We start from the raw sequence: 20,465 nt of genomic DNA on the forward strand, positions 1-20,465 counted from the left end.
GCGCCCCGCAGTTTCCCACGGGGCGACGTTTGCGCAAGCCAACGGGCAATTAGTACCACTCGGCTACGTACATTGCTGCACTTCTACCTATGGCCTATCAACGTGGTCATCTCCCACGGCCCTTTAAAGAAATCTCATCTTGTGGCGGGTTTCGCGCTTATATGCTTTCAGCGCTTATCCCATCCCGACATAGCTACCCAGCGATGCTCCTGGCGGAACAACTGGTGCACCAGCGGTCAGTCCGACCCGGTCCTCTCGTACTAGGGTCAGGTCCACTCAAATTTCTAACGCCCACAGTAGATAGAGACCGAACTGTCTCACGACGTTCTGAACCCAGCTCGCGTGCCACTTTAATGGGCGAACAGCCCAACCCTTGGGACCTTCTCCAGCCCCAGGATGTGACGAGCCGACATCGAGGTGCCAAACCCCCCCGTCGATATGAGCTCTTGGGGGAGATCAGCCTGTTATCCCCGGCGTACCTTTTATCCTTTGAGCGATGGCCCTTCCATGCGGAACCACCGGATCACTATGCTCTACTTTCGTACCTGATCGACCTGTATGTCTCTCAGTCAAGCGCCCTTGTGCCATTGCACTCTGCACACGATTGCCAACCGTATTGAGGGCACCTTTAGAAGCCTCCGTTACTCTTTTGGAGGCGACCACCCCAGTCAAACTACCCACCACGCATTGTCCTCCCATAAGGGAGTTAGGCCCCGGACAAACAAAGGCTGGTATTTCAACAATGACTCCACCACGCCTAGCGGCGCAGCTTCAAAGTCTCCCAGCTATCCTACACATTGGTTGCCCAAGGTCAATACGAAGCTATAGTAAAGGTGCACGGGGTCTTTTCGTCCCACTGCGGGTAACCGGCATCTTCACCGATACTACAATTTCACCGAGCTCATGGCCGAGACAGTGTCCAGATCGTTGCACCATTCGTGCAGGTCGGAACTTACCCGACAAGGAATTTCGCTACCTTAGGACCGTTATAGTTACGGCCGCCGTTTACTGGGGCTTCAATTCAATGCTTCTCCCCGAAGGAATGACATCTCCTCTTAACCTTCCAGCACCGGGCAGGTGTCAGGCCCTATACTTCATCTTTCGATTTTGCAGAGCCCTGTGTTTTTGATAAACAGTCGCCTGGACTCTTTCACTGCGGCCCCCCCGGAGGGGGGCGACGCTTCTCCCGAAGTTACGCGTCTATTTTGCCTAGTTCCTTAGCCATGAATCTCTCGAGCGCCTTAGAATACTCATCCCAACCACCTGTGTCGGTTTGCGGTACGGGCTGCTTCACTTGGTTTTCTCGGAGGATGTTAAGCTGGATTATCACCTTGGCCGAAGCCTCGGTGTACTATCGGGGCGTTACCGCTCCCTTCAACGTACTATTCCGTCAGTACGCACCAACGCCACATCCCCGTCACTTTTAATGTGAGCAGGTACAGAAATATTAATCTGTTGTCCATCCACTACCCCCTTCGGGTTCGCGTTAGGTCCCGACTGACCCCCAGCTGATTAGCATAGCTGGGGAAACCTTGGTCTTTCGGCGTGCGGGTTTCTCGCCCGCATTATCGTTACTTATGCCTACATTTTCGTTTCCAGGCGTTCCACGGAGCCTTACAGATCCGCTTCAACACCCCTGGAATGCTCCCCTACCCCTCCAAATTAATGGAAGTCACAGCTTCGGTGATATACTTATGCCCGATTATTATCCATGCGGAACCGCTCGACCAGTGAGCTGTTACGCACTCTTTAAATGAATGGCTGCTTCCAAGCCAACATCCTGGCTGTCAATGCAGTTCCACCGCGTTATATCAACTTAGTATATACTTGGGGACCTTAGCTGGTGATCTGGGTTCTTTCCCTCTCGGACATGGACCTTAGCACCCATGCCCTCACTGCACACAAACATTTTATAGCATTCGGAGTTTGTCAGGAATTGGTAGGCGGTGAAGCCCCCGCATCCAATCAGTAGCTCTACCTCTATAAAACTATGTATACGCTGCACCTAAATGCATTTCGGGGAGTACGAGCTATTTCCGAGTTTGATTGGCCTTTCACCCCTACCCACAGGTCATCCCAAGACTTTTCAACGTCAACGGGTTCGGTCCTCCACAGTGTGTTACCACTGCTTCAACCTGCCCATGGGTAGATCACACGGTTTCGCGTCTACTACTACTGACTATGGCGCCCTATTCAGACTCGCTTTCGCTACGGATCCGCACCTGAAGTGCTTAACCTTGCCAGTAAAAGTAACTCGTAGGCTCATTATGCAAAAGGCACGCCGTCACCCCACGAAGGGGCTCCGACCGCTTGTAGGCGTATGGTTTCAGGATCTTTTTCACTCCCTTGTTCAGGGTTCTTTTCACCTTTCCCTCACGGTACTGGTTCACTATCGGTCTCTCAGGAGTATTTAGTCTTGGCGGATGGTCCCGCCGGATTCACACAGGGTTTCACGTGCCCCGCGCTACTCAGGATACCGCTATCAATTATGCTCTTTGCTCTTACGGGACTATCACCCTCTATGGTTCCTCTTTCCAAAGGATTCTGATTCATTACACATTAAATGTCGCGGTCCTACAACCCCGATATTGCCGGAACAACATCGGTTTGGACTAATCCGCTTTCGCTCGCCACTACTTACGGAATCACTTTTGTTTTCTTCTCCTCCGGCTACTTAGATGTTTCAGTTCACCGGGTTTGCCCTCCTTGCGGAGTACCATATCTTCAATATGGTGGGTTGCCCCATTCGGATACCTGCGGATCATATCGTGTGTGCCGATCCCCGCAGCTTTTCGCAGCTTATCGCGTCCTTCATCGCCTCTGAGAGCCTAGGCATTCCCCATACGCCCTTATCTAGCTTGTCGCCAGACCTTTTATATTATACGCCCCCCTTGGCGGCTGCCTTAGGGGACACTCTTGTACTTGTACTTTACTTTACTTTTGTGTTTCTTTTTCAGTGTACGCAAAGACCTGAATCTGTTGCGCACCCTGTCCCAATATGTCAATGAACTTTCCAACAGTTCGCCCATGGTCTAAAAAAAAAGACCAAGAACTTGCCGTTCTCTGCCATAGGTTTGCACCTTTGGCGTTTTGGTGGAGAATATCGGAGTCGAACCGATGACCTCCTGCGTGCAAGGCAGGCGCTCTAGCCAGCTGAGCTAATCCCCCGTGTTCTATAAGTCGGCAGATGCCACTTTACAGTCGTCAGGTTTCCCAACTTCTAGAATTTCCTAATTCAATACTTTCAATCAATGAACGTGTGTCCCGAAGAACAAAATTGTAATTTGTAGTCTCAGGCAGACTTACTGCTTACAGCAGCATGAACTTCTTGTCCGCACCTCGCCTACGTTGTAATTTGTAGTCTCAGGCAGACTTACTGCTTACAGCAGCATGAACTTCTTGTCCGCACCTCGCCTACGTTGTAATTTGTAGTCTCAGGCAGACTCGAACTGCCGACCTCTACATTATCAGTGTAGCGCTCTAACCAGCTGAGCTATGAGACTCACTATATTAGTATATGTAAAAACAGAAAACCGAATAAACGGGCGCTTGCGCCCTACTCCCAATGGCAAATACTCTAGAAAGGAGGTGTTCCAGCCGCACCTTCCGGTACGGCTACCTTGTTACGACTTAGCCCTAGTTACCGATCTTGCCCTAGGCCGCTCCTTACGGTGACGGACTTCAGGCACTCCCAGCTTCCATGGCTTGACGGGCGGTGTGTACAAGGCCCGGGAACGTATTCACCGGATCATGGCTGATATCCGATTACTAGCGATTCCAGCTTCACGGGGTCGAGTTGCAGACCCCGATCCGAACTGTGACCGGTTTTATAGATTCGCTCTGCCTTGCGGCATGGCTGCTCTCTGTACCGGCCATTGTAGCACGTGTGTGGCCCAGGACGTAAGGGCCGTGATGATTTGACGTCATCCCCACCTTCCTCGCGGTTTGCACCGGCAGTCCCGTTAGAGTCCCCATCATTACATGCTGGCAACTAACGGCAGGGGTTGCGCTCGTTATAGGACTTAACCTGACACCTCACGGCACGAGCTGACGACAACCATGCAGCACCTTGTGATCTGCCCGAAGGAAACTCTATCTCTAAAGCTGTCAGACCACATTTAAGCCCTGGTAAGGTTCCTCGCGTATCATCGAATTAAACCACATGCTCCACCGCTTGTGCGGGCCCCCGTCAATTCCTTTGAGTTTCATCCTTGCGGACGTACTCCCCAGGTGGGATACTTATCACTTTCGCTTGGCCACCCAGCATTGCTGCCGGACAGCTAGTATCCATCGTTTACGGCGTGGACTACCAGGGTATCTAATCCTGTTCGCTCCCCACGCTTTCGTCCATCAGCGTCAGTATATAGTTAGTAACCTGCCTTCGCAATCGGTATTCTATGTGATATCTATGCATTTCACCGCTACACCACATATTCTAGTTACTTCACTATAACTCAAGACCACCAGTATCAAGGGCAATTCTACAGTTGAGCTGCAGACTTTCACCCCTGACTTAATGGCCCGCCTACGGACCCTTTAAACCCAATGATTCCGGATAACGCTTGGATCCTCCGTATTACCGCGGCTGCTGGCACGGAGTTAGCCGATCCTTATTCTTACGGTACCGTCAGAGGGGCACTCGTGCCCCTTGTTCTTCCCGTACAAAAGCAGTTTACAATCCATAGGACCGTCTTCCTGCACGCGGCATGGCTGGATCAGGCTCTCGCCCATTGTCCAATATTCCTCACTGCTGCCTCCCGTAGGAGTCTGGTCCGTGTCTCAGTACCAGTGTGGGGGATCCCCCTCTCAGGGCCCCTACCCATCGCAGTCTTGGTAGGCCGTTACCCTACCAACTAACTAATGGGACGCATAGTCATCCTCCACCGTGATCTTTACCCTTAATATGATGCCATACTAAGGGACCATGGGGCATTAATCCAAATTTCTTCGGGCTATTCCCCAGTGAAGGGCAGATTCTATACGCGTTACTCACCCGTGCGCCGGTCGTCAGCGGAGCAAGCTCCCTGTTACCCCTCGACTTGCATGTGTTAGGCCTGCCGCTAGCGTTCATCCTGAGCCAGGATCAAACTCTTCATCGTTGATTCTTAAATTACTTCGATCAACCATCAGGAGTAGAATGCCCGGCCCGTATTTTCGGTTTTCTTTTCTGTATCACAATCTGTCGCCAGATCATGATACGCTGTCTTTACAATATGTCCAAGAACTTTTAATCTCTTTATTTTCCTTCACTCCGTTTCCGTAAGCGGCTGCAAATGTACAACCCTTTTTTAAATTGACAAGCTTTTTTTTGAGAAAAATTAATTTCTTTTTTTACTCGGCAACTTCGAATCAGGAATTTCAAATAACGTGGTGATCTGCTCACCTGCCGCTCACTCACTTTCGCTTCGTTTGCGGGGTGCAAATCTACCACCCCTTTTTAAATCCCACAAGCTTTTTTAATAAGTTTTTTGCCTTTTTTTAATACCACAACACAAAAGACTGTAAAACAGGTTTTTGCCTGATCGAAAAAGGAAGAACAAGATAACACTTTTTGATTAATTTACAAAATGAAATGATTTCTAGATCAAAATACCCCTTGCAAACCCAATCCTGCAAGAATACCCCAATACAATGTATTCATAAAATCTATTCCCTACTACTCCTTAGTTTGAGCCTTGTCTTTCCAAATATTACTCAGGGTGGCATAATCAAACTCCAGCACAGAGGGCTGTCTTTCCAAACTGAAATCGGCAAAAGCTCGTTGCAAAATATCCTCTATTAAATAATCCTCATGAATTGCATCTGGATGAAACTCTTCCTTTATACTTATACTGAACATTTTCGCCGTGGTATTATACCAGAACGCGCGCCATCCACTGCGCAATTCCTTTACAAGATCAAAAGCGGTCGTCCCCGTTTGCCTATAAATCAATTTTACCAATATCTGTCCTTCGGTACGTGTCAGCTTTTTTAATTCCTCAGAAAACTCATCCTCGATAAACTTTTGAACATTGCGGGTAAATTTTCTCTTATGTCTATTCTTTTTAATGTACACCAAACTATCGTTCAATTCCACCAGCCTTTCTGCAGCCAATTTAGCATATGGGTATACCTTAATTGTCTTACGCCTCAAAATATAATAGCGCAGCTTATCATTATAGGAAGAGAATTTAAGCTTTCCGAATATAAATACTTCATTTAAGGCTATTGAACTTTGCATTACAGAATCCCCCTCCATAATAATATAATGTTGGGAAAGGGAATCTAAAGGTTCTTCGGGAACCTGGGAAAACCCCATAAACCCTAACAACACACATAACAATACTAACATTTTTTGTTTCATCGTATCTAAAATCTCAAAAGCCTTGCCAAAATTAACGATAAAGCTGTCAGGTTATTATTAAATAAAAGTGAATATCGTTAAGTTTGTATTTAAAATACATGTAAATGAGCACAAAGAAGATTCTTACCAAAAAATCGACCGATTTTTTAGAAAAATACCTAAATAACGCTTCCCCCACCGGCTATGAATGGGAAGGACAGAAATTATGGATGGATTATATAAAACCTTATGTAGATACTTTCATCACCGACACCTATGGCACCGCAGTAGGAGTGATAAATCCGGATGCAAAATACAAGGTAGTTATTGAAGGGCATTCCGATGAGATTTCTTGGTATGTTAACTACATTACAGACAATGGACTTATATATGTAATCCGAAACGGTGGTAGCGACCATCAGATTGCACCTTCCAAATGGGTGAACATTCACACCAAAAAAGGGATTGTGAAAGGGGTATTTGGATGGCCTGCCATCCACACCAGAGACAGCTCTAAGGAGGAACCTCCAAAATTGGACAATATATTTATAGACGTGGGCGCCAAGGACAAGGCCGAAGTGGAGAAATTAGGAGTACATGTAGGTTGCGTCATTACCTATCCAGACCAATTTCACATTCTGAATGAAGATAAGTTTGTCTGTCGTGCAATAGACAATCGAATCGGTGGTTTTATGATCGCAGAAGTTGCAAGGTTATTGCATGAAAACAAAAAGGTATTGCCTTTTGGACTGTATATTACCAATTCCGTACAGGAGGAAATTGGACTCCGAGGTGCCGAAATGATTACCCATACCATTAAGCCTAACATTGCCATTGTAACCGATGTGTGTCACGACACCACAACACCCATGATCGAGAAAAAGAAACAAGGCCATACTGAAATTGGTGCAGGTCCTGTGATTTCTTATGCCCCTGCGGTACAAAACAAACTTCGGGAACGAATCATTGAGACTGCTGAAGCCAACAAGATTCCATTTCAACGGATGGCCTCTTCAAGATATACCGGCACGGACACGGATGCCTTTGCCTATAGTAACGGCGGGGTGGCTTCGGCTTTAATATCCCTACCGCTAAGATATATGCACACCACCGTAGAAACAGTACATAAAGATGATGTTGAAAATGTAATTCGATTGATTTACGAATGTTTATTAAACATAAAAGAAGGGGAAACCTTTAGCTATTTTGAATAGTCTTTTTCTAAATCCTCCCCCAAAAGGGAGGATTTTTTAGTTTAAAACCAACTTCCTAACATCTGAAATATAACATCATATGGATGAATTAATAGACATATTGGATGCTCAAGGTAATTACACCGGTAAAACGACCATGAGATCCGAAGCTCACAAAAAGGGGTTATTTCACCCTAGTATCCATGTATGGCTATATACCAAAAATACGGAGGTGCTAATTCAACAACGAGCCAGAAATAAAGACACCCACCCTGGACTTTGGGATGTTTCGGTAGCCGGACATATTGGCGCGGGTGAGGATATAGTGGATTCAGCCATCAGGGAAGTAAAGGAGGAGATAGGAGTTGACCTCTTAGAAAAGGAATTACAAAAAATAGGAGTATTTAAATACAGCTACCTGCATCGCAAGGATTTATTGGACTGCGAATTCCACCATACTTTTTTAAGTGAATTGAAAGTACCCTTTTCAGCACTTAAAAGGCAAGAAAGCGAAGTAGACGACCTTGGCCTAATTTCTATTCCTACCTTCCGTAAGGAATTGGAAAGCAATGTGATTTCCAGAAAATACGTTCCTTACGAAATGGAATACTATGACTTTGTTCTAAATGCTATACAAACGAGGTTATAACTTGTTAAAAAACTCCTCTGGCCTATCCAAGTTATATGTTTCCTGACCTCCTTGGACCATATCCTTGACCACAAACGAATTATTGGTCAATTCCTGCTCCCCGATTAACACCACATAAGGAACTTCCCTATTATTGGCATATTTCATTTGTTTCTGCATTTTGGCACTTGATGGATAAAGATCACTTTTAATTCCAGCCTTCCTAAGAAGATTAACAAGTTTCAAGGAGGCCAATGCTTCCTTTTCCCCAAAATTAACACAGAGCACTTGTAAGGATTGGTCAATTGCCTCTGGAAAAAGCTCCAGTTCCTCCAGCACCAAATAAATACGGTCCAAACCGAAGGATATTCCTACCCCACTAACCTCCTTAAGACCAAAGATTCCGGTAAGATCATCATACCGACCACCGCCACCGATAGAGCCCATACTAACCCCTTCAGGAGCGGCAACTTCAAATATGGCCCCTGTATAATAATTAAGACCCCTTGCCAAGGTAACATCGATCTTTAAATTGGCAGATTGCAATCCTAATTCTTCCAATGTTTCAACAATAAAAGTCAGTTCTGCTACCCCTTTACTCCCCTCTTCTGATTCATTTAATAGATTACCTAGAATTGCAAGCTGCTCCAAATTGGTTCCTGTAAGTGAAAATAAGGGAGCCGCTTTTTCAATGGCCGTATCGGAAATACCTTTTTCTCGCATTTCCTTAGAAACGCCCTCTATCCCAATTTTGTCCAATTTATCCAAAGCAACGGTAAAATCAATCAATTTATCGCGTTCCCCAATAACCTCTGCGATTCCTGCTAATATCTTTCTATTGTTCAGCTTTATGGTTACTCCTTCCAACTTCAAATCCGTAAAAACCGCATCGTACAACTGCACCAGTTCTACCTCCTGCAACAACGAATTGGACCCTACTACATCGGCATCGCACTGGAAAAATTCACGAAACCTACCTTTTTGTGGCCTATCGGCCCGCCATACGGGCTGGATCTGATATCTTTTAAAAGGAAAGCTGATCTCATTTTGGTGCATTACCACATAACGGGCAAAGGGCACAGTAAGATCATAGCGAAGTGCCTTTTCGGAAATTTTTGAAGTAATAGCACTTGAGTCCTTCCCAGCATATAAATCATCGCCAACCTTATTCAAGAAATCCCCAGAATTGAGAATCTTAAAAATTAATCGGTCTCCTTCATCGCCGTATTTCCCCATTAGGGTTTCCGAGTTTTCAAAGGAGGGAGTTTCTATAGGTTGAAAACCAAAGGTTTGGAAATGCTTTTTGATCAAATCAAAAATATAATTTCTCTTATTGACTTCGGATGGGGAAAAATCCCTTGTTCCTTTAGGTATAGATGGTTTTTGTGCCATTGTTTTTAATTCTGTTGTAAATATAGAAGTTAGTGCAAGCTTAACTAGGGGGATATAATCAAAATCAACCTATTAAATCATCAAACCATTGGTATAGCTCACCCTTGGTAATCACAGCTCCCTGTTTTATTAAATTAAACTTGTCTAAATTTTTATCTTCCGAATACGCTTTGGAAGCGGTTAAATAATCCACAAAATCGGATTGATAATTTTTCTTGAACCATGCAAAGCCTTCTTTGGTCCTTAAATCGATATCAGGATTCATCACTTTTACCGATATAAGCTTCATTTCCTTTTCCTGCAAGTGAAAAAAATGCATGTTTTGAGCAGATACATTTTCAAGAAACTGCACTTTAGACAATACACCTTCCCAGATAAGGTCGCTAAAAACATCCAATTCTTCTTCCGCTACTTCAGGTTTCTCCTTCTTTATCTTCTCCCATTCGGTTCCAGTAATGGATTGGGTAGCCAAAAAATTTATAAACTCTTGTTTCAGTTCCTCCAGTTGTTCCTTGGTTAGTCTTGTGTATTTCATTGTCATCAATTTTACATTGGGCGTTACCTTTTAATCCCGCTGTTGTATACCGTCTCCCCAAAATTAGAGGAAGCACTTAATAATTTGCAAAAATAAGAAGGCTGCGCGATTTGCACAGCCTTTTAACCCTTAAATAAAAAATTTCTTAATAAAGCTGCACAACACTTATATAGCAGGGGGATTTAAATATTAAAATATATAGCGCAAGCCTACTTGTGCCTGCCATCTAGAAAGCAAGCTGGCATCATACCCATAGGTTTTTACAACCGTATTATCAAAAGTATAGGTTGGCGTGTTGGTGCCTGGATCTACTGTTACCCCTATCGGACTAATGTTATTGGGCTGTTGAATTATTCCCCAATCGGAATTTATAAGGTTTCCTACATTGAGCACATCTATACTAAACTGAATAGTGTTAGTTTTATCCCCAGCCACCTTAAAGTTGTAATCCTGCAATAATTTTAGATCCCAACGACCTCTCCATGGCGCAAGGGCCCCATAACGTTCCATATATTCCCCTCGGTGATCCTTTAAATAATTGTCCTGTTGTATATAGGCTTCAAAAGCCTCCGCCTGCCCTACTCCGGAAAACTGCATCAGGTTCACTTCGGAACTGGTTGGAATGTATAGCAAGTCATTGTTTTGCGAAGAACTATCCCCATTAATATTTCCGGCATACGTATAATTATACCTACCTCCTTGTGCATATTCAAAAAAGGTAGAGAGGGTAGTTGCCCAAGTTTCCCCTCCATATTTGAACTGCCTAGACGCCACGCCGATAAAGCGATGGGTATCTCCATATTTTGAATAGGCCAATACATCCTTATTCGCATTCCCTAGATTGGGATTAAAATCGAAGGCATCTCCGGTAATCTCGGCTTCAATAGAATTTACATCCTTTGCATTAAGGTAACTGTAGGCCAAACTGGTATAAAATCCGGAAGAAAAGGTTTTTTGCGCTTTTAATGCGACATTCCAGATTCTACCCTTATCCGAGTTGGTAAATACATAGGCATTATTCTCCTTATCGGCCGCTGCATACACTGGTCTATTGTCGCCAGGAGCGTTTAAGGTTCCGCTAGGATTTCTAAGCCCCCAATTTTGAACGTGAGCAGCGTTTATATCCTTGGTATAGGAGACATCAAGCGTTCCGATAATACCGATACCAAATCTTTTATCCAATCCCAAATTAGTCCGCCAAACTTGTGGAAACTTAAAGTCTGGATCCACTACTTGAAAAAAGCCATCATCAGCTCCGCTTACCTGATTCCCCAACCAAACAAAGGGCAACCTACCGGTAAAAACCCCGGTTCCACCCCTAAACTGGGTAGATCTATCATCTTTCACATCCCAATTAAATCCTAATCGAGGGGATATTAACCACTCATTGGTCGGCATCGTGGTAGAGTTTAAAAAAACCTCATCGCCTGTATTGGGGTTGAAATAGGGAACGGAATTATCCCTAACGGCTCCATTTTCCGTATTGATGAATTTCTGAATTAATTTGGACGTATTAAAATATAGGGGTCTGTCTGCCCTAATACCATAGGTAAGCTTAAAATTCTCAGTAGCATTCCATTCATCTTGTATGTAAAATGCCATTTGCCCAACATTGAGTTCCGACAATTTCCAGCCCCCATCCTCTCCTACCCCAGCGGCATTGCTGGTACTAAACTCGTTCTGTGTAGCAGCTAAATACTTTTCCACTACCCCACCAGCTTGTGCATTGTCTAAAAATTCCTGAACACTTGGATACGGATTAAACAATCCATAATAAGGAAAAATCCCAAAATTAAAAGATTCGTAATTGGTAAGGTTGAAAGAGTTTTTGAATTCAAATTTTTCAAAGGAAAATCCAACGGTATAGGTATGGTTACCTTTAAAAAAGCTTAGGTTATTGGTCAACTGAAATACTTGTTGATCCAATTGATTATTGATGGAGAACGGCTCATGTCCTGCAATAATATAATTGGAACCGTTACCATCCTGTATTGTGATTACAGGAGCTGGCTTGGAAAAAGGGTTTCTAAAATCGTCAAAATGGGAATACCCAACTTGTAATTTATTAGTAGCTTCATCGGATAGGCTAGAGTTTAACTCCAATTGAAGTGAATTCAATTTATTATTGATCTCATATCCAGAATTCCGAAATTGCAAGGTGGCGAAATTAGGTCCACGTGATGCAATTGCAGTAGGATGTGCCGGTTTTTCCTTGGACGCATCCAAGAAATTGTAAATCAACGCCAACCGATTACTATCATTTATATTCCAATCCAACTTAAAAATCCCTTTAGTGGATTTGGCACCAAAAGTAAAACCTTCATAACTCCCGGTATCATAACCCAATGCAGATAAGGCAGATTGCACCGCCATTAGATCACTTTCCTTAACCCTAGATTCATTGATAGCTCCTGACCCGTTATTGGGCACCCATCCATTGGTCCCTAAATCATCTCTTTCGTCCTTTTCAAAATTCATAAAAAAGAACAATTTATTCTTAACTATAGGTCCTCCAAGACTAAAACCGTATTGATTTTGTTTAAGGGCAGGCTTTACTACTTCTTCTCCCCTTACTTTACCACCCGTTAAATCCTCGTTTCTATAAAATCCGTAGGCAGTCCCATGAAATTCATTGGTACCACTTTTGGTTACTGCATTTATAGAGGCACCGGTGAAACCAGATTGGGTTACATCATAGGGTGCGGTAGCCACCTGAATCTGATCAATGGCATCCAAGGAAATAGGTTGGGCGTCCGTTTGGCCCCCAGGAGTAGGAGCATCCAAACCAAAGGGATTGTTAAAAATAGCCCCATCCAACGAAAAATTATTGTACTGATCATTACGCCCACCAAAGGAATTACCACTGGCAGTAGGTTCCAATCTAGTGAAATCTGAAGCTGATCTTGAAATAGTGGGCAGTCTGGTAAGTTCGCGACTACCTACGCTGGTCTCGGCCCCGGTCCTATCGCTACCAAAGGTTCCGCCGGCACGATCGGATACTACGATCACCTCTTGCAGGGCCTGACTATCTGTAACCAAAACAACTTCTAAGTTTTGTGTTTTACCAAGGGTAAGGAAAATATCGTTATCGGTCTGAGTCTTAAAGCCAATATAGGAAATGGTTACTTCGTATGGCCCTCCCACCCTTAGGTTTAAAAGATTAAACCTACCGTCTTCATTGGTTATGGTGCCGAATCTTGTTCCGGTGGGCGTATGTAGAGCCACAATATTGGCACCAAATAACGGTTCATTGGAATCGTCCAATACTAAACCGCGGATATTAGAGGTTGTAACCTGTGCAGATAACAGTAGGCTACCGTAGACAAAAGCTGTGGTCAACAGTAGTTTTCTTTTAATAGAAAGTTTCATAACCAGTTATTTTTATAGTTGAGTCCTACTAAAAATAACAAAAAAAGGCCACATAAATGTGGCCTTTAATTAAGATGTTTAAAACATACTATCCTTTTACTTCCGCAATTACCTCAAATGGAAAGTCCACGATCACATCTCTATGCAATCTAATTTGGGCATTGTAAGGGCCGGTTCTTTTAATCACACCACCTAAAATTGATATATATTTCTTATCAATTGAATGTCCTTCTTTTTCCAAGGCCGCAGCTAGGTCTATATTGGATATAGATCCAAATAATTTATCTCCAGCTCCAGTTTTTGCAGTTAACTTAATTTCTAACTGTCTTAAAGTCTCCGCAGTTTTATTGGCTGCATCAACAACTTTCTTTTCCTTATGAGCTCTTTGTTTTAAATTTTCCGCCAATACTTTCTTAGCAGATGGAGTAGCCATAGCAGCCAATCCACGTGGGATAAGGTAGTTTCTACCAAAGCCATTCTTAACGTTTACCACGTCATCTTTAAAACCTAAGTTTTGTATGTCTTCCTTTAATATAAGTTCCATCGTCGTTTTCTTTTTATTTTAATAAATCGCCAACATATGGCATTAAAGCTAAATGACGTGCTCTCTTAACCGCTACGGCCACTTTACGTTGATATTTCAAGGAAGTACCCGTAAGTCTTCTTGGAAGTAATTTCCCTTGCTCATTTACCAGCTTGAACAAATAATCTGGATCTTTATAATCCACATATTTAATTCCTGCCTTTTTAAATCGACAATATTTCTTTTGAGTATTGGTCTCTATATTAAGTGGGGTAAGATATCTGATCTCCCCATCTTTTTTTCCTTTAGCTTGTTGTTCTATTGATGCCATAATCCTTACGCTTTAGCTTTTAACTTTGTTCTTCTTCTCTCTGCCCATGAAACAGCATGCTTGTCTAGTTTTACAGTTAGGAAACGCATAATACGCTCATCCCTTCTAAATTCTAGTTCAAAAGGCAATAACACCTCGCCCTCCACGGTAAACTCGAACAAATGGTAAAAACCACTTTTCTTGTGTTGGATTGGATAGGCCAATTTCTTTAGGCCCCAGTTTTCTTTGGCCACCATTTTGGCTCCTCTGTTAATTAAGAAATCCTCGAATTTCTTAACTGTTTCCTCTACCTGGGTATCAGACAGAACGGGATTTAAAATGAAAACAGTTTCGTAATTGTTCATATAATTAAATTTTTTTAAGTGTGCAAAAGTAATTATTTTTTCTTCCATTCACAAGAAAATCAATAAATCTTCGTTATAGTAGAGAACAAACCCAATTGAATAGCATTTCAACCCAGATAATAACCATAATAACCTTTAGTTCGACCATTTACACAACAATTATAGCAATTTTCACAACTTTCATAGTACAACAGCTGGATTTTTATGTAATTTGTCGATGATTTAACACCTTAAATCAACCATTTATGAAATTAAAAAGTATAATAGTGGACGATTCGTCCATGCAAAGGATGGCAGTTGCGAAATTGGTTAATAACCATCCAAATCTAGCTTTGGTAGCCGAATATAGTAATGCAATTGAAGCTAAGAATGGCATTAAAAACAACGAAATCGATTTAATCTTCTTAGATGTTGAAATGCCGATTATCACTGGGTTCGATTTATTGGAATCCTTGGATAATAGCCCGCAGGTAATTTTAATTACTGGTAAGCCCGACTATGCTCTTAAAGCGTTTGAATACGACGTAACAGATTATCTCCACAAACCCATAACGCTAACCCGTTTTGATGCTTCTGTTAAAAGAGCTATGGCAAAATATGAGCAGATCAATAAGGTTACAGAAGACGAAGAACATATTTTCGTTAAAAGCAATCTCAAAAAACGAAAGGTTATCCTTAACGAGATAAAGTGGATAGAGGCCTTGGGCGACTATATTAAGTTGGTTACCGATGAAGCCAATATCGTAATTTTATCTACCATGAAATCTTTTGAAAAACAATTGCCAGCAGAAAAGTTTTTAAGGATTCACAAATCCTATATCGTCAATTTGGAAAAGGTAGAGAAGTTTAACAGTAAAAATGTAGAAGTAAGTGGAAAACAAATACCTCTAAGCAGAAATAAAAAAACAGAATTAGCGGAAGCACTCAATAATTTTTGATTTAATTATATGTGGTCTACGTTGTAGATGATGCGAACTCCTCTGTAATAAGAAATAGCATTAAAGGATTTTTCAATCTTTTTAATGTTATTTTTTGTTTTCACTAAGGAGTGATCCTTCCCAATTTTCAAGAGAATATTTTTAAGATATTGGTTCCTTATTCTAGCCACAGGAGGATATTCTGGTCCTAATACCATTTTGCCAAAACCAATTTTCAACGATTTTGCAAACCAGTCCGTGGCTTCATTCAATTTGTTGTAATCCTTATGTTTAAAGGTAATCTTGATTATTTTATTGTTCGGAGGGTATTTAAATTGCTCCCGCTCATAAAGTTGCTCGTTAAACATTTCTATATAATCATTAGTGGTAACCTGTTGTAAAATCCTATGTTCGGGGTTGTAACTTTGAATAATGACCTTGCCCCTTTTTTGGGTACGCCCTGCCCTCCCCGCAACCTGGGTCAACAACTGAAAACTTCTCTCGTGTGCCCTATAATCTGGGAAATTCAATAAGGTATCCGCATTCATGATCCCAACCAAATTCACATTTCTAAAGTCGAGCCCCTTGGTCAGCATCTGAGTCCCAACAAGAATATCGATCTCTTGTTGCTCAAAGGCGGTAATTATTTTTTCATATCCATATTTACCCCTAGTGGTATCCAAGTCCATACGGCCTACCTTAGCCTTTGGAAAAAGGGTTTGCAACTCTTGCTCTACTTGTTCGGTCCCAAAGCCTTTGGTATCTAAAGTAGCACTACCACAAGCCTGACAACTAGTTTGCAGTGCAATATGATGACTACAATAATGGCACCGTAGCTGTTTGCGCAATTGGTGATACGTTAAACTAACGTCACAATTTGGGCATTGTGGGGTATGGCCACAGCTGGTACATTCCATAATTGGGGCATAACCCCGCCTATTCTGAAAAAGAATCACCTGCTCCCCATTCTCCAGAGTTTCTGAAATTTCCTCCATAAGCCTTTCTGAGAAATGCCCCTTCATTCTTTTTTTACGGGATTGCTCACGGATATCTACCAACTCTATATCGGGCATAAGCACGTCACCATAACGTCTTAGAATCTGGGCATACCCATATTTGGAAGTCTTTACGTTATAATAACTTTCCACACTAGGGGTTGCCGATCCCAAAAGCACTTTACTTCCGTGTAAATTCCCCAACACAATGGCCGCATCCCTTGCATGGTACCTTGGAGCCGGATCGTATTGCTTAAAAGAACTCTCGTGTTCCTCATCCACAATAATAAGCCCCAGGTTTTGAAAGGGCAGGAACAATGCTGACCGAGCCCCTATCACTATTTGTGCTTTTGGTTTACTTCCCAGAACATTGTTCCACACCTCTACCCGCTCCTGTACCGTGTATTTGGAATGGTAAACCGCCACTTTATTACCAAAGTAAGCTTGTAATCTAGAAATTAATTGTGTGGTAAGTGCAATTTCCGGGAGCAAATAGAGTGCCTGTTTTCCCTTCGCAATAAAATCCTCAATTAGTTTTACATAAACTTCCGTTTTCCCCGAAGATGTAACGCCATGTAAAAGTGTGACCTTCCCCATTGAAAAGGCATTGTTTATCTCTCCCAATGCACTTTGTTGATATTCGTTTAAGGATTTTAAAGCCTCATAATCCTCACCTCCCTCAAACACTACCCGATCTGTCCTAACAAATTGCTCTTCCAAAATTCCTTTATCGATCAGTGTTTTTATTATGGCACTGGAAGTATTACTCGACTTCTCCAGATCACTTACCTTTACCGGCTTCTTGGTTGCTGCTTGTAATTGGAAGAGCGAAAGTACCACCTGACTCTGTTTGGGAGCCCTTGACAATGAAGTCAACAATGCTTCCAAATTTTCTTCGGAACGGTGATCTTTTCCTAGTTGTACATACCGTACCAGTTTAGGCTTGTATTGCTCATAAACCTCCTCCTTAAGGAAAATAATATCTTTAAGCAACAAGCGATTCAAGATGGGAATGACATTCTTTTTATCTAGAATATCACTAATTTCTCGTACCCTAAGGATAGGTTGGTGTTGTAGTGCTTCGAAAACCAGATACTCTTCATCCTTTAGCTCGTTTTCATCGATTATCGCTTTCTGGTTCCTAAGAATCAAGGTTTCGCTTTCTAGCAGAAGTGCACCGGGAACGGCAGCGCGAAAAACTTCTCCTACCGTACACATATAGTATTGTGCCAACCATTCCCAAAATTGTAATTGAATTGCGGTAACAAGGGGGGTATCGTCTAAAATTTGATCAATTTCCTTAGCCTCGTAAACCGTGGGTGGAGTTTGATGTACAGTGACCACCAAGCCCGTATAGATTTTGGACTTCCCAAAGGGAACCGCCACCCTCATACCTGGTTTTAATAGGTCCGCCTCTGCATTGGAAATACTGTAGGTAAATTGTTTTTCCAGTGGAATTGGCAAAATAACATTGATAAAATAAGGCATACCCATAAGCTTCTATCCCTCTGCGCGGATCCATGTTTGGGTACGGAAAATAAAGGCCAAGTAGCCTCTCACCTTTAATTCATTCGGATTGTTTGGATTTAGCCATATCTTACATTTAAAAGTCATTGCTTGTTCTGGATCGAACAAATATTTCCCTTTCCATACCCCTTCGCCACTATGTTCTAAATCTTCAATAATCTTCATTCCCAAAACAGGTTGATTCTTTTTTTCCCCTTCACATTTATGGCAAACCGCATCTTCTTTTCCTGGCTCCAAAATCTCTTCAACCAGACCGTGCATCATACCATCTTCTTTATAAATATTGATTATGGCTTTGGGATTTCCTGTCCTATCATCTATGGTCTTCCATTTTCCAAAAACACTTTGCGCCTGCGTGGGCATGGAAAAAAGCACAAAAACCAATCCAATTATCCACTTATTCTTTATTCCCATGTTTTTTATATTTTTTTCGCAATGAATTTAACGAGGCGTTCAATTCGAACCCAAGCAGTAATAAATTTGAATTTAACCAAATAAAAACCAATAATATCAACAAACCACCTAAAGCGCCGTACAATTCGTTATATCTGGCAAACTTTTCCACATACACTCCAAATAAATAGGAGGTCAGTATAAAGAGCAGTGTGGTCATCGTTGCACCTGCAGAGAAAAATTTAGCTTGTTTGCCCTCTTTCGTCCCAAAATAGTATAAGGTTGCGATTATAAAATAAAAGAGCATTCCCAAAAATACAAACTTGCTCCACTGCACCAAAACAAAATCATTTTCATCTACGTGCAAGGCATTTTTCCCATGAATTATTTCATGTAGCCCACCCAAAATATAAGCTTCAAAATAAACAAAGACCACCGCTCCCACCAAAAGCACGATCGATAAAAACAACCCTACTGCCAAGGCAGTTATATACTGTCTTAGGATGCTTCGATTAAGACTTACATGATATGAATTTTCGAACCCCCCAAAAATAGCGTTCACTCCATTGGCCATTAAAAATATGGAGGTGACAAACGCAATGGCCGATGATAATAGATCTCCCCTTTCTTGGGATTTTATCTGTACATAAATCTCACCAAAGTATTCCCCAGTAGCGGTGGGAAGAAAAGATTCCAAAAATTCCAGAAATTCAGCATCAAAATTAGAATTGTCTAGTGCTACGTATGGAATAATAAAGGGCAATAATGTCAGCAAAAAGATTAAAAGTGGGAACAAGGCGAGGAACAAGCTAAACGCAATAGCACTGGCCCTGGTAGACAAGGTACCCCTTATTATACCCATTACATACATTTCTATAAGATCGTAAGATGACAAGCCTTCAAAACCCGGTAACTTAATTTTTTGTAGCAATTTTAACGCTAAATTAAGAATCGGTATTTTTTCTAACTTATCCTCTATCTCTGCAGACATTTATACGGCTTTAAGACTTAGGTCCATATTGTAAACCGAATGGGTTAGCGCCCCAGAGGAGATATAGTTTACACCACATTCTGCATATTTGGCAATGGTTTGCTCATTGATTCCCCCAGACGACTCCGTTAGGCAAGTTTTCCCAATTAGTTTTACTGCCTTTTTGGTGTCCTCTAGACTGAAATTATCGAGCAATATGCGATAAACACCTTTAGATTCCAATATTTCTCTAACCTCAGCCATATTTCTGGCTTCTACTATAATCTTTAAATCCCTATTGTTATTGGCAAGGTATTTATGGGTCTTTTCAATAGCCTTAGTAATACCACCCGCAAAATCGATATGATTATCCTTTAACATAATCATATCGTATAAAGCAAACCTATGATTTTCACCACCCCCTATTTTTACCGCCCACTTTTCTAAAGCCCTAATCCCAGGTGTAGTTTTTCTGGTATCCAAAATTTTAGTCTTGGTCCCTTTAAGTAGGTTTGTAAAATAATTGGTTTTAGTTGCGATAGCGCTCATTCGTTGCATTGCATTGAGAACCAATCGTTCTGCTTTTAAGATACTTTGCGAATTTCCCGAAACATAAAATACAATATCTCCATATTCTACTGGAGCCCCATCCTTAATAAGCACTTCTATTTCCAAGCTGTGGTCTATATAGTGAAATACTTTTTGGGCAAATTCTACCCCAGCAATAATCCCCTTATCCTTAACCAACAATTTGGCCTTTCCCTGTGCATTGGATGGAATACATGCCAAGGAGCTATGATCTCCATCACCAACATCTTCCCGAACGGCATTTTTTATAATCAGGTCCAATTCTGTACTAAATTGTTCTTCTGAAATCATTATATACAAATTTTCATGCTAAATTAATAAAATGTTTGGGTTGAGAACGGTTTATGAGGACCAAAGACCTATAGTTACCTACATCTTTTAAGGGTACATTATTTATGACACACCTTTACCGCTTAGTTAAATTTAATCGACCTAAGT

The 20,465-nt window shown here is 42.0% G+C and carries 14 protein-coding genes, 2 tRNA genes and 2 rRNA genes; 3 read left to right on the forward strand and 15 right to left on the reverse strand.

Annotated elements, in window-relative coordinates:
- Nucleotides 1-29 precede the first annotated feature (29 nt).
- From KCTC52924_RS00110 to KCTC52924_RS00130, 5 genes are all read right to left on the reverse strand, one after another.
- Nucleotides 30-2,865: ribosomal RNA gene (locus KCTC52924_RS00110) — 23S ribosomal RNA — on the reverse strand.
- Between the two features lie 226 nt (nt 2,866-3,091).
- A tRNA-Ala gene (locus KCTC52924_RS00115) sits at nt 3,092-3,168 on the reverse strand.
- A gap of 261 nt (nt 3,169-3,429) precedes the next feature.
- Nucleotides 3,430-3,503 (reverse strand) — tRNA-Ile (locus KCTC52924_RS00120).
- A gap of 78 nt (nt 3,504-3,581) precedes the next feature.
- Nucleotides 3,582-5,099, reverse strand: a 16S ribosomal RNA gene (locus KCTC52924_RS00125).
- The 16S and 23S rRNA genes sit together here with 2 tRNA genes alongside, the layout of an rRNA operon.
- A 557-nt stretch (nt 5,100-5,656) precedes the next feature.
- Complete coding sequence (locus KCTC52924_RS00130; RefSeq protein ID WP_251808787.1) at nt 5,657-6,331, reverse strand: DUF4294 domain-containing protein; 675 nt, start codon at nt 6,329-6,331, stop codon at nt 5,657-5,659.
- Nucleotides 6,332-6,447: 116 nt separating this feature from the next.
- On the opposite strand from KCTC52924_RS00130, the gene KCTC52924_RS00135 reads away from it, so the two are divergent.
- Both KCTC52924_RS00135 and KCTC52924_RS00140 read left to right on the forward strand, forming a co-directional pair.
- A complete protein-coding gene (locus tag KCTC52924_RS00135) occupies nt 6,448-7,536 on the forward strand; it encodes a M42 family metallopeptidase (RefSeq protein WP_251808786.1) in 1,089 nt (362 codons plus the stop codon).
- Between the two features lie 79 nt (nt 7,537-7,615).
- Entirely contained in the window at nt 7,616-8,164 is a 549-nt protein-coding gene (locus tag KCTC52924_RS00140; protein WP_251808785.1) for an NUDIX domain-containing protein, read from the forward strand.
- Here KCTC52924_RS00140 and hisS read toward each other — a convergent pair.
- From hisS to rpsF, 6 genes are all read right to left on the reverse strand, one after another.
- Nucleotides 8,159-9,535, reverse strand: a complete 1,377-nt coding sequence (hisS, locus tag KCTC52924_RS00145) for a histidine--tRNA ligase (protein WP_251808784.1) — start codon at nt 9,533-9,535, stop codon at nt 8,159-8,161. The genes KCTC52924_RS00140 and hisS overlap by 6 nt on opposite strands.
- Before the next feature lie 64 nt (nt 9,536-9,599).
- Nucleotides 9,600-10,070, reverse strand: coding sequence for a DUF6495 family protein (locus KCTC52924_RS00150; RefSeq protein WP_251808783.1), 471 nt, complete (start codon nt 10,068-10,070; stop codon nt 9,600-9,602).
- Nucleotides 10,071-10,259: 189 nt separating this feature from the next.
- Complete coding sequence (locus KCTC52924_RS00155; protein ID WP_251808782.1) at nt 10,260-13,439, reverse strand: carboxypeptidase regulatory-like domain-containing protein; 3,180 nt, start codon at nt 13,437-13,439, stop codon at nt 10,260-10,262.
- An 88-nt stretch (nt 13,440-13,527) separates the two neighbouring features.
- Nucleotides 13,528-13,983, reverse strand: a complete 456-nt coding sequence (gene rplI / locus KCTC52924_RS00160) for a 50S ribosomal protein L9 (protein ID WP_251808781.1) — start codon at nt 13,981-13,983, stop codon at nt 13,528-13,530.
- A 13-nt stretch (nt 13,984-13,996) separates the two neighbouring features.
- Nucleotides 13,997-14,296, reverse strand: coding sequence for a 30S ribosomal protein S18 (rpsR, locus tag KCTC52924_RS00165; RefSeq protein ID WP_251808798.1), 300 nt, complete (start codon nt 14,294-14,296; stop codon nt 13,997-13,999).
- A 2-nt stretch (nt 14,297-14,298) separates the two neighbouring features.
- Nucleotides 14,299-14,637, reverse strand: coding sequence for a 30S ribosomal protein S6 (rpsF, locus tag KCTC52924_RS00170; protein ID WP_251808780.1), 339 nt, complete (start codon nt 14,635-14,637; stop codon nt 14,299-14,301).
- A 245-nt stretch (nt 14,638-14,882) separates the two neighbouring features.
- Here rpsF and KCTC52924_RS00175 point away from each other — a divergent pair, with 245 nt between their 5' ends.
- Nucleotides 14,883-15,575 carry a LytTR family DNA-binding domain-containing protein gene (locus KCTC52924_RS00175; protein WP_251808779.1) on the forward strand — a complete coding sequence of 231 codons (693 nt, stop codon included), beginning with the start codon at nt 14,883-14,885 and terminating at the stop codon, nt 15,573-15,575.
- Between the two features lie 5 nt (nt 15,576-15,580).
- Here the strand turns inward: KCTC52924_RS00175 and priA are convergent, their stop codons facing one another.
- The 4 genes from priA to nadC are packed head-to-tail and all read right to left on the reverse strand — an operon-like array spanning nt 15,581 to nt 20,318.
- Nucleotides 15,581-18,037, reverse strand: a complete 2,457-nt coding sequence (gene priA, locus KCTC52924_RS00180; RefSeq protein WP_251808778.1) for a primosomal protein N' — start codon at nt 18,035-18,037, stop codon at nt 15,581-15,583.
- A gap of 12 nt (nt 18,038-18,049) precedes the next feature.
- A complete protein-coding gene (locus KCTC52924_RS00185) occupies nt 18,050-18,490 on the reverse strand; it encodes a DUF2147 domain-containing protein (protein ID WP_251808777.1) in 441 nt (146 codons plus the stop codon).
- On the reverse strand, nt 18,474-19,460 hold the full coding sequence (locus tag KCTC52924_RS00190) for a YihY/virulence factor BrkB family protein (protein WP_251808776.1): 987 nt from the start codon (nt 19,458-19,460) through the stop codon (nt 18,474-18,476). Before KCTC52924_RS00190 ends, KCTC52924_RS00185 begins: the two co-directional genes overlap by 17 nt.
- On the reverse strand, nt 19,461-20,318 hold the full coding sequence (nadC, locus tag KCTC52924_RS00195; RefSeq protein WP_251808775.1) for a carboxylating nicotinate-nucleotide diphosphorylase: 858 nt from the start codon (nt 20,316-20,318) through the stop codon (nt 19,461-19,463).
- Between the last annotated feature and the right edge of the window lie 147 nt (nt 20,319-20,465).

Source organism: Arenibacter antarcticus, assembly GCF_041320605.1.
In the GTDB taxonomy this organism is placed as follows: Bacteria; Bacteroidota; Bacteroidia; order Flavobacteriales; family Flavobacteriaceae; genus Arenibacter; species Arenibacter antarcticus.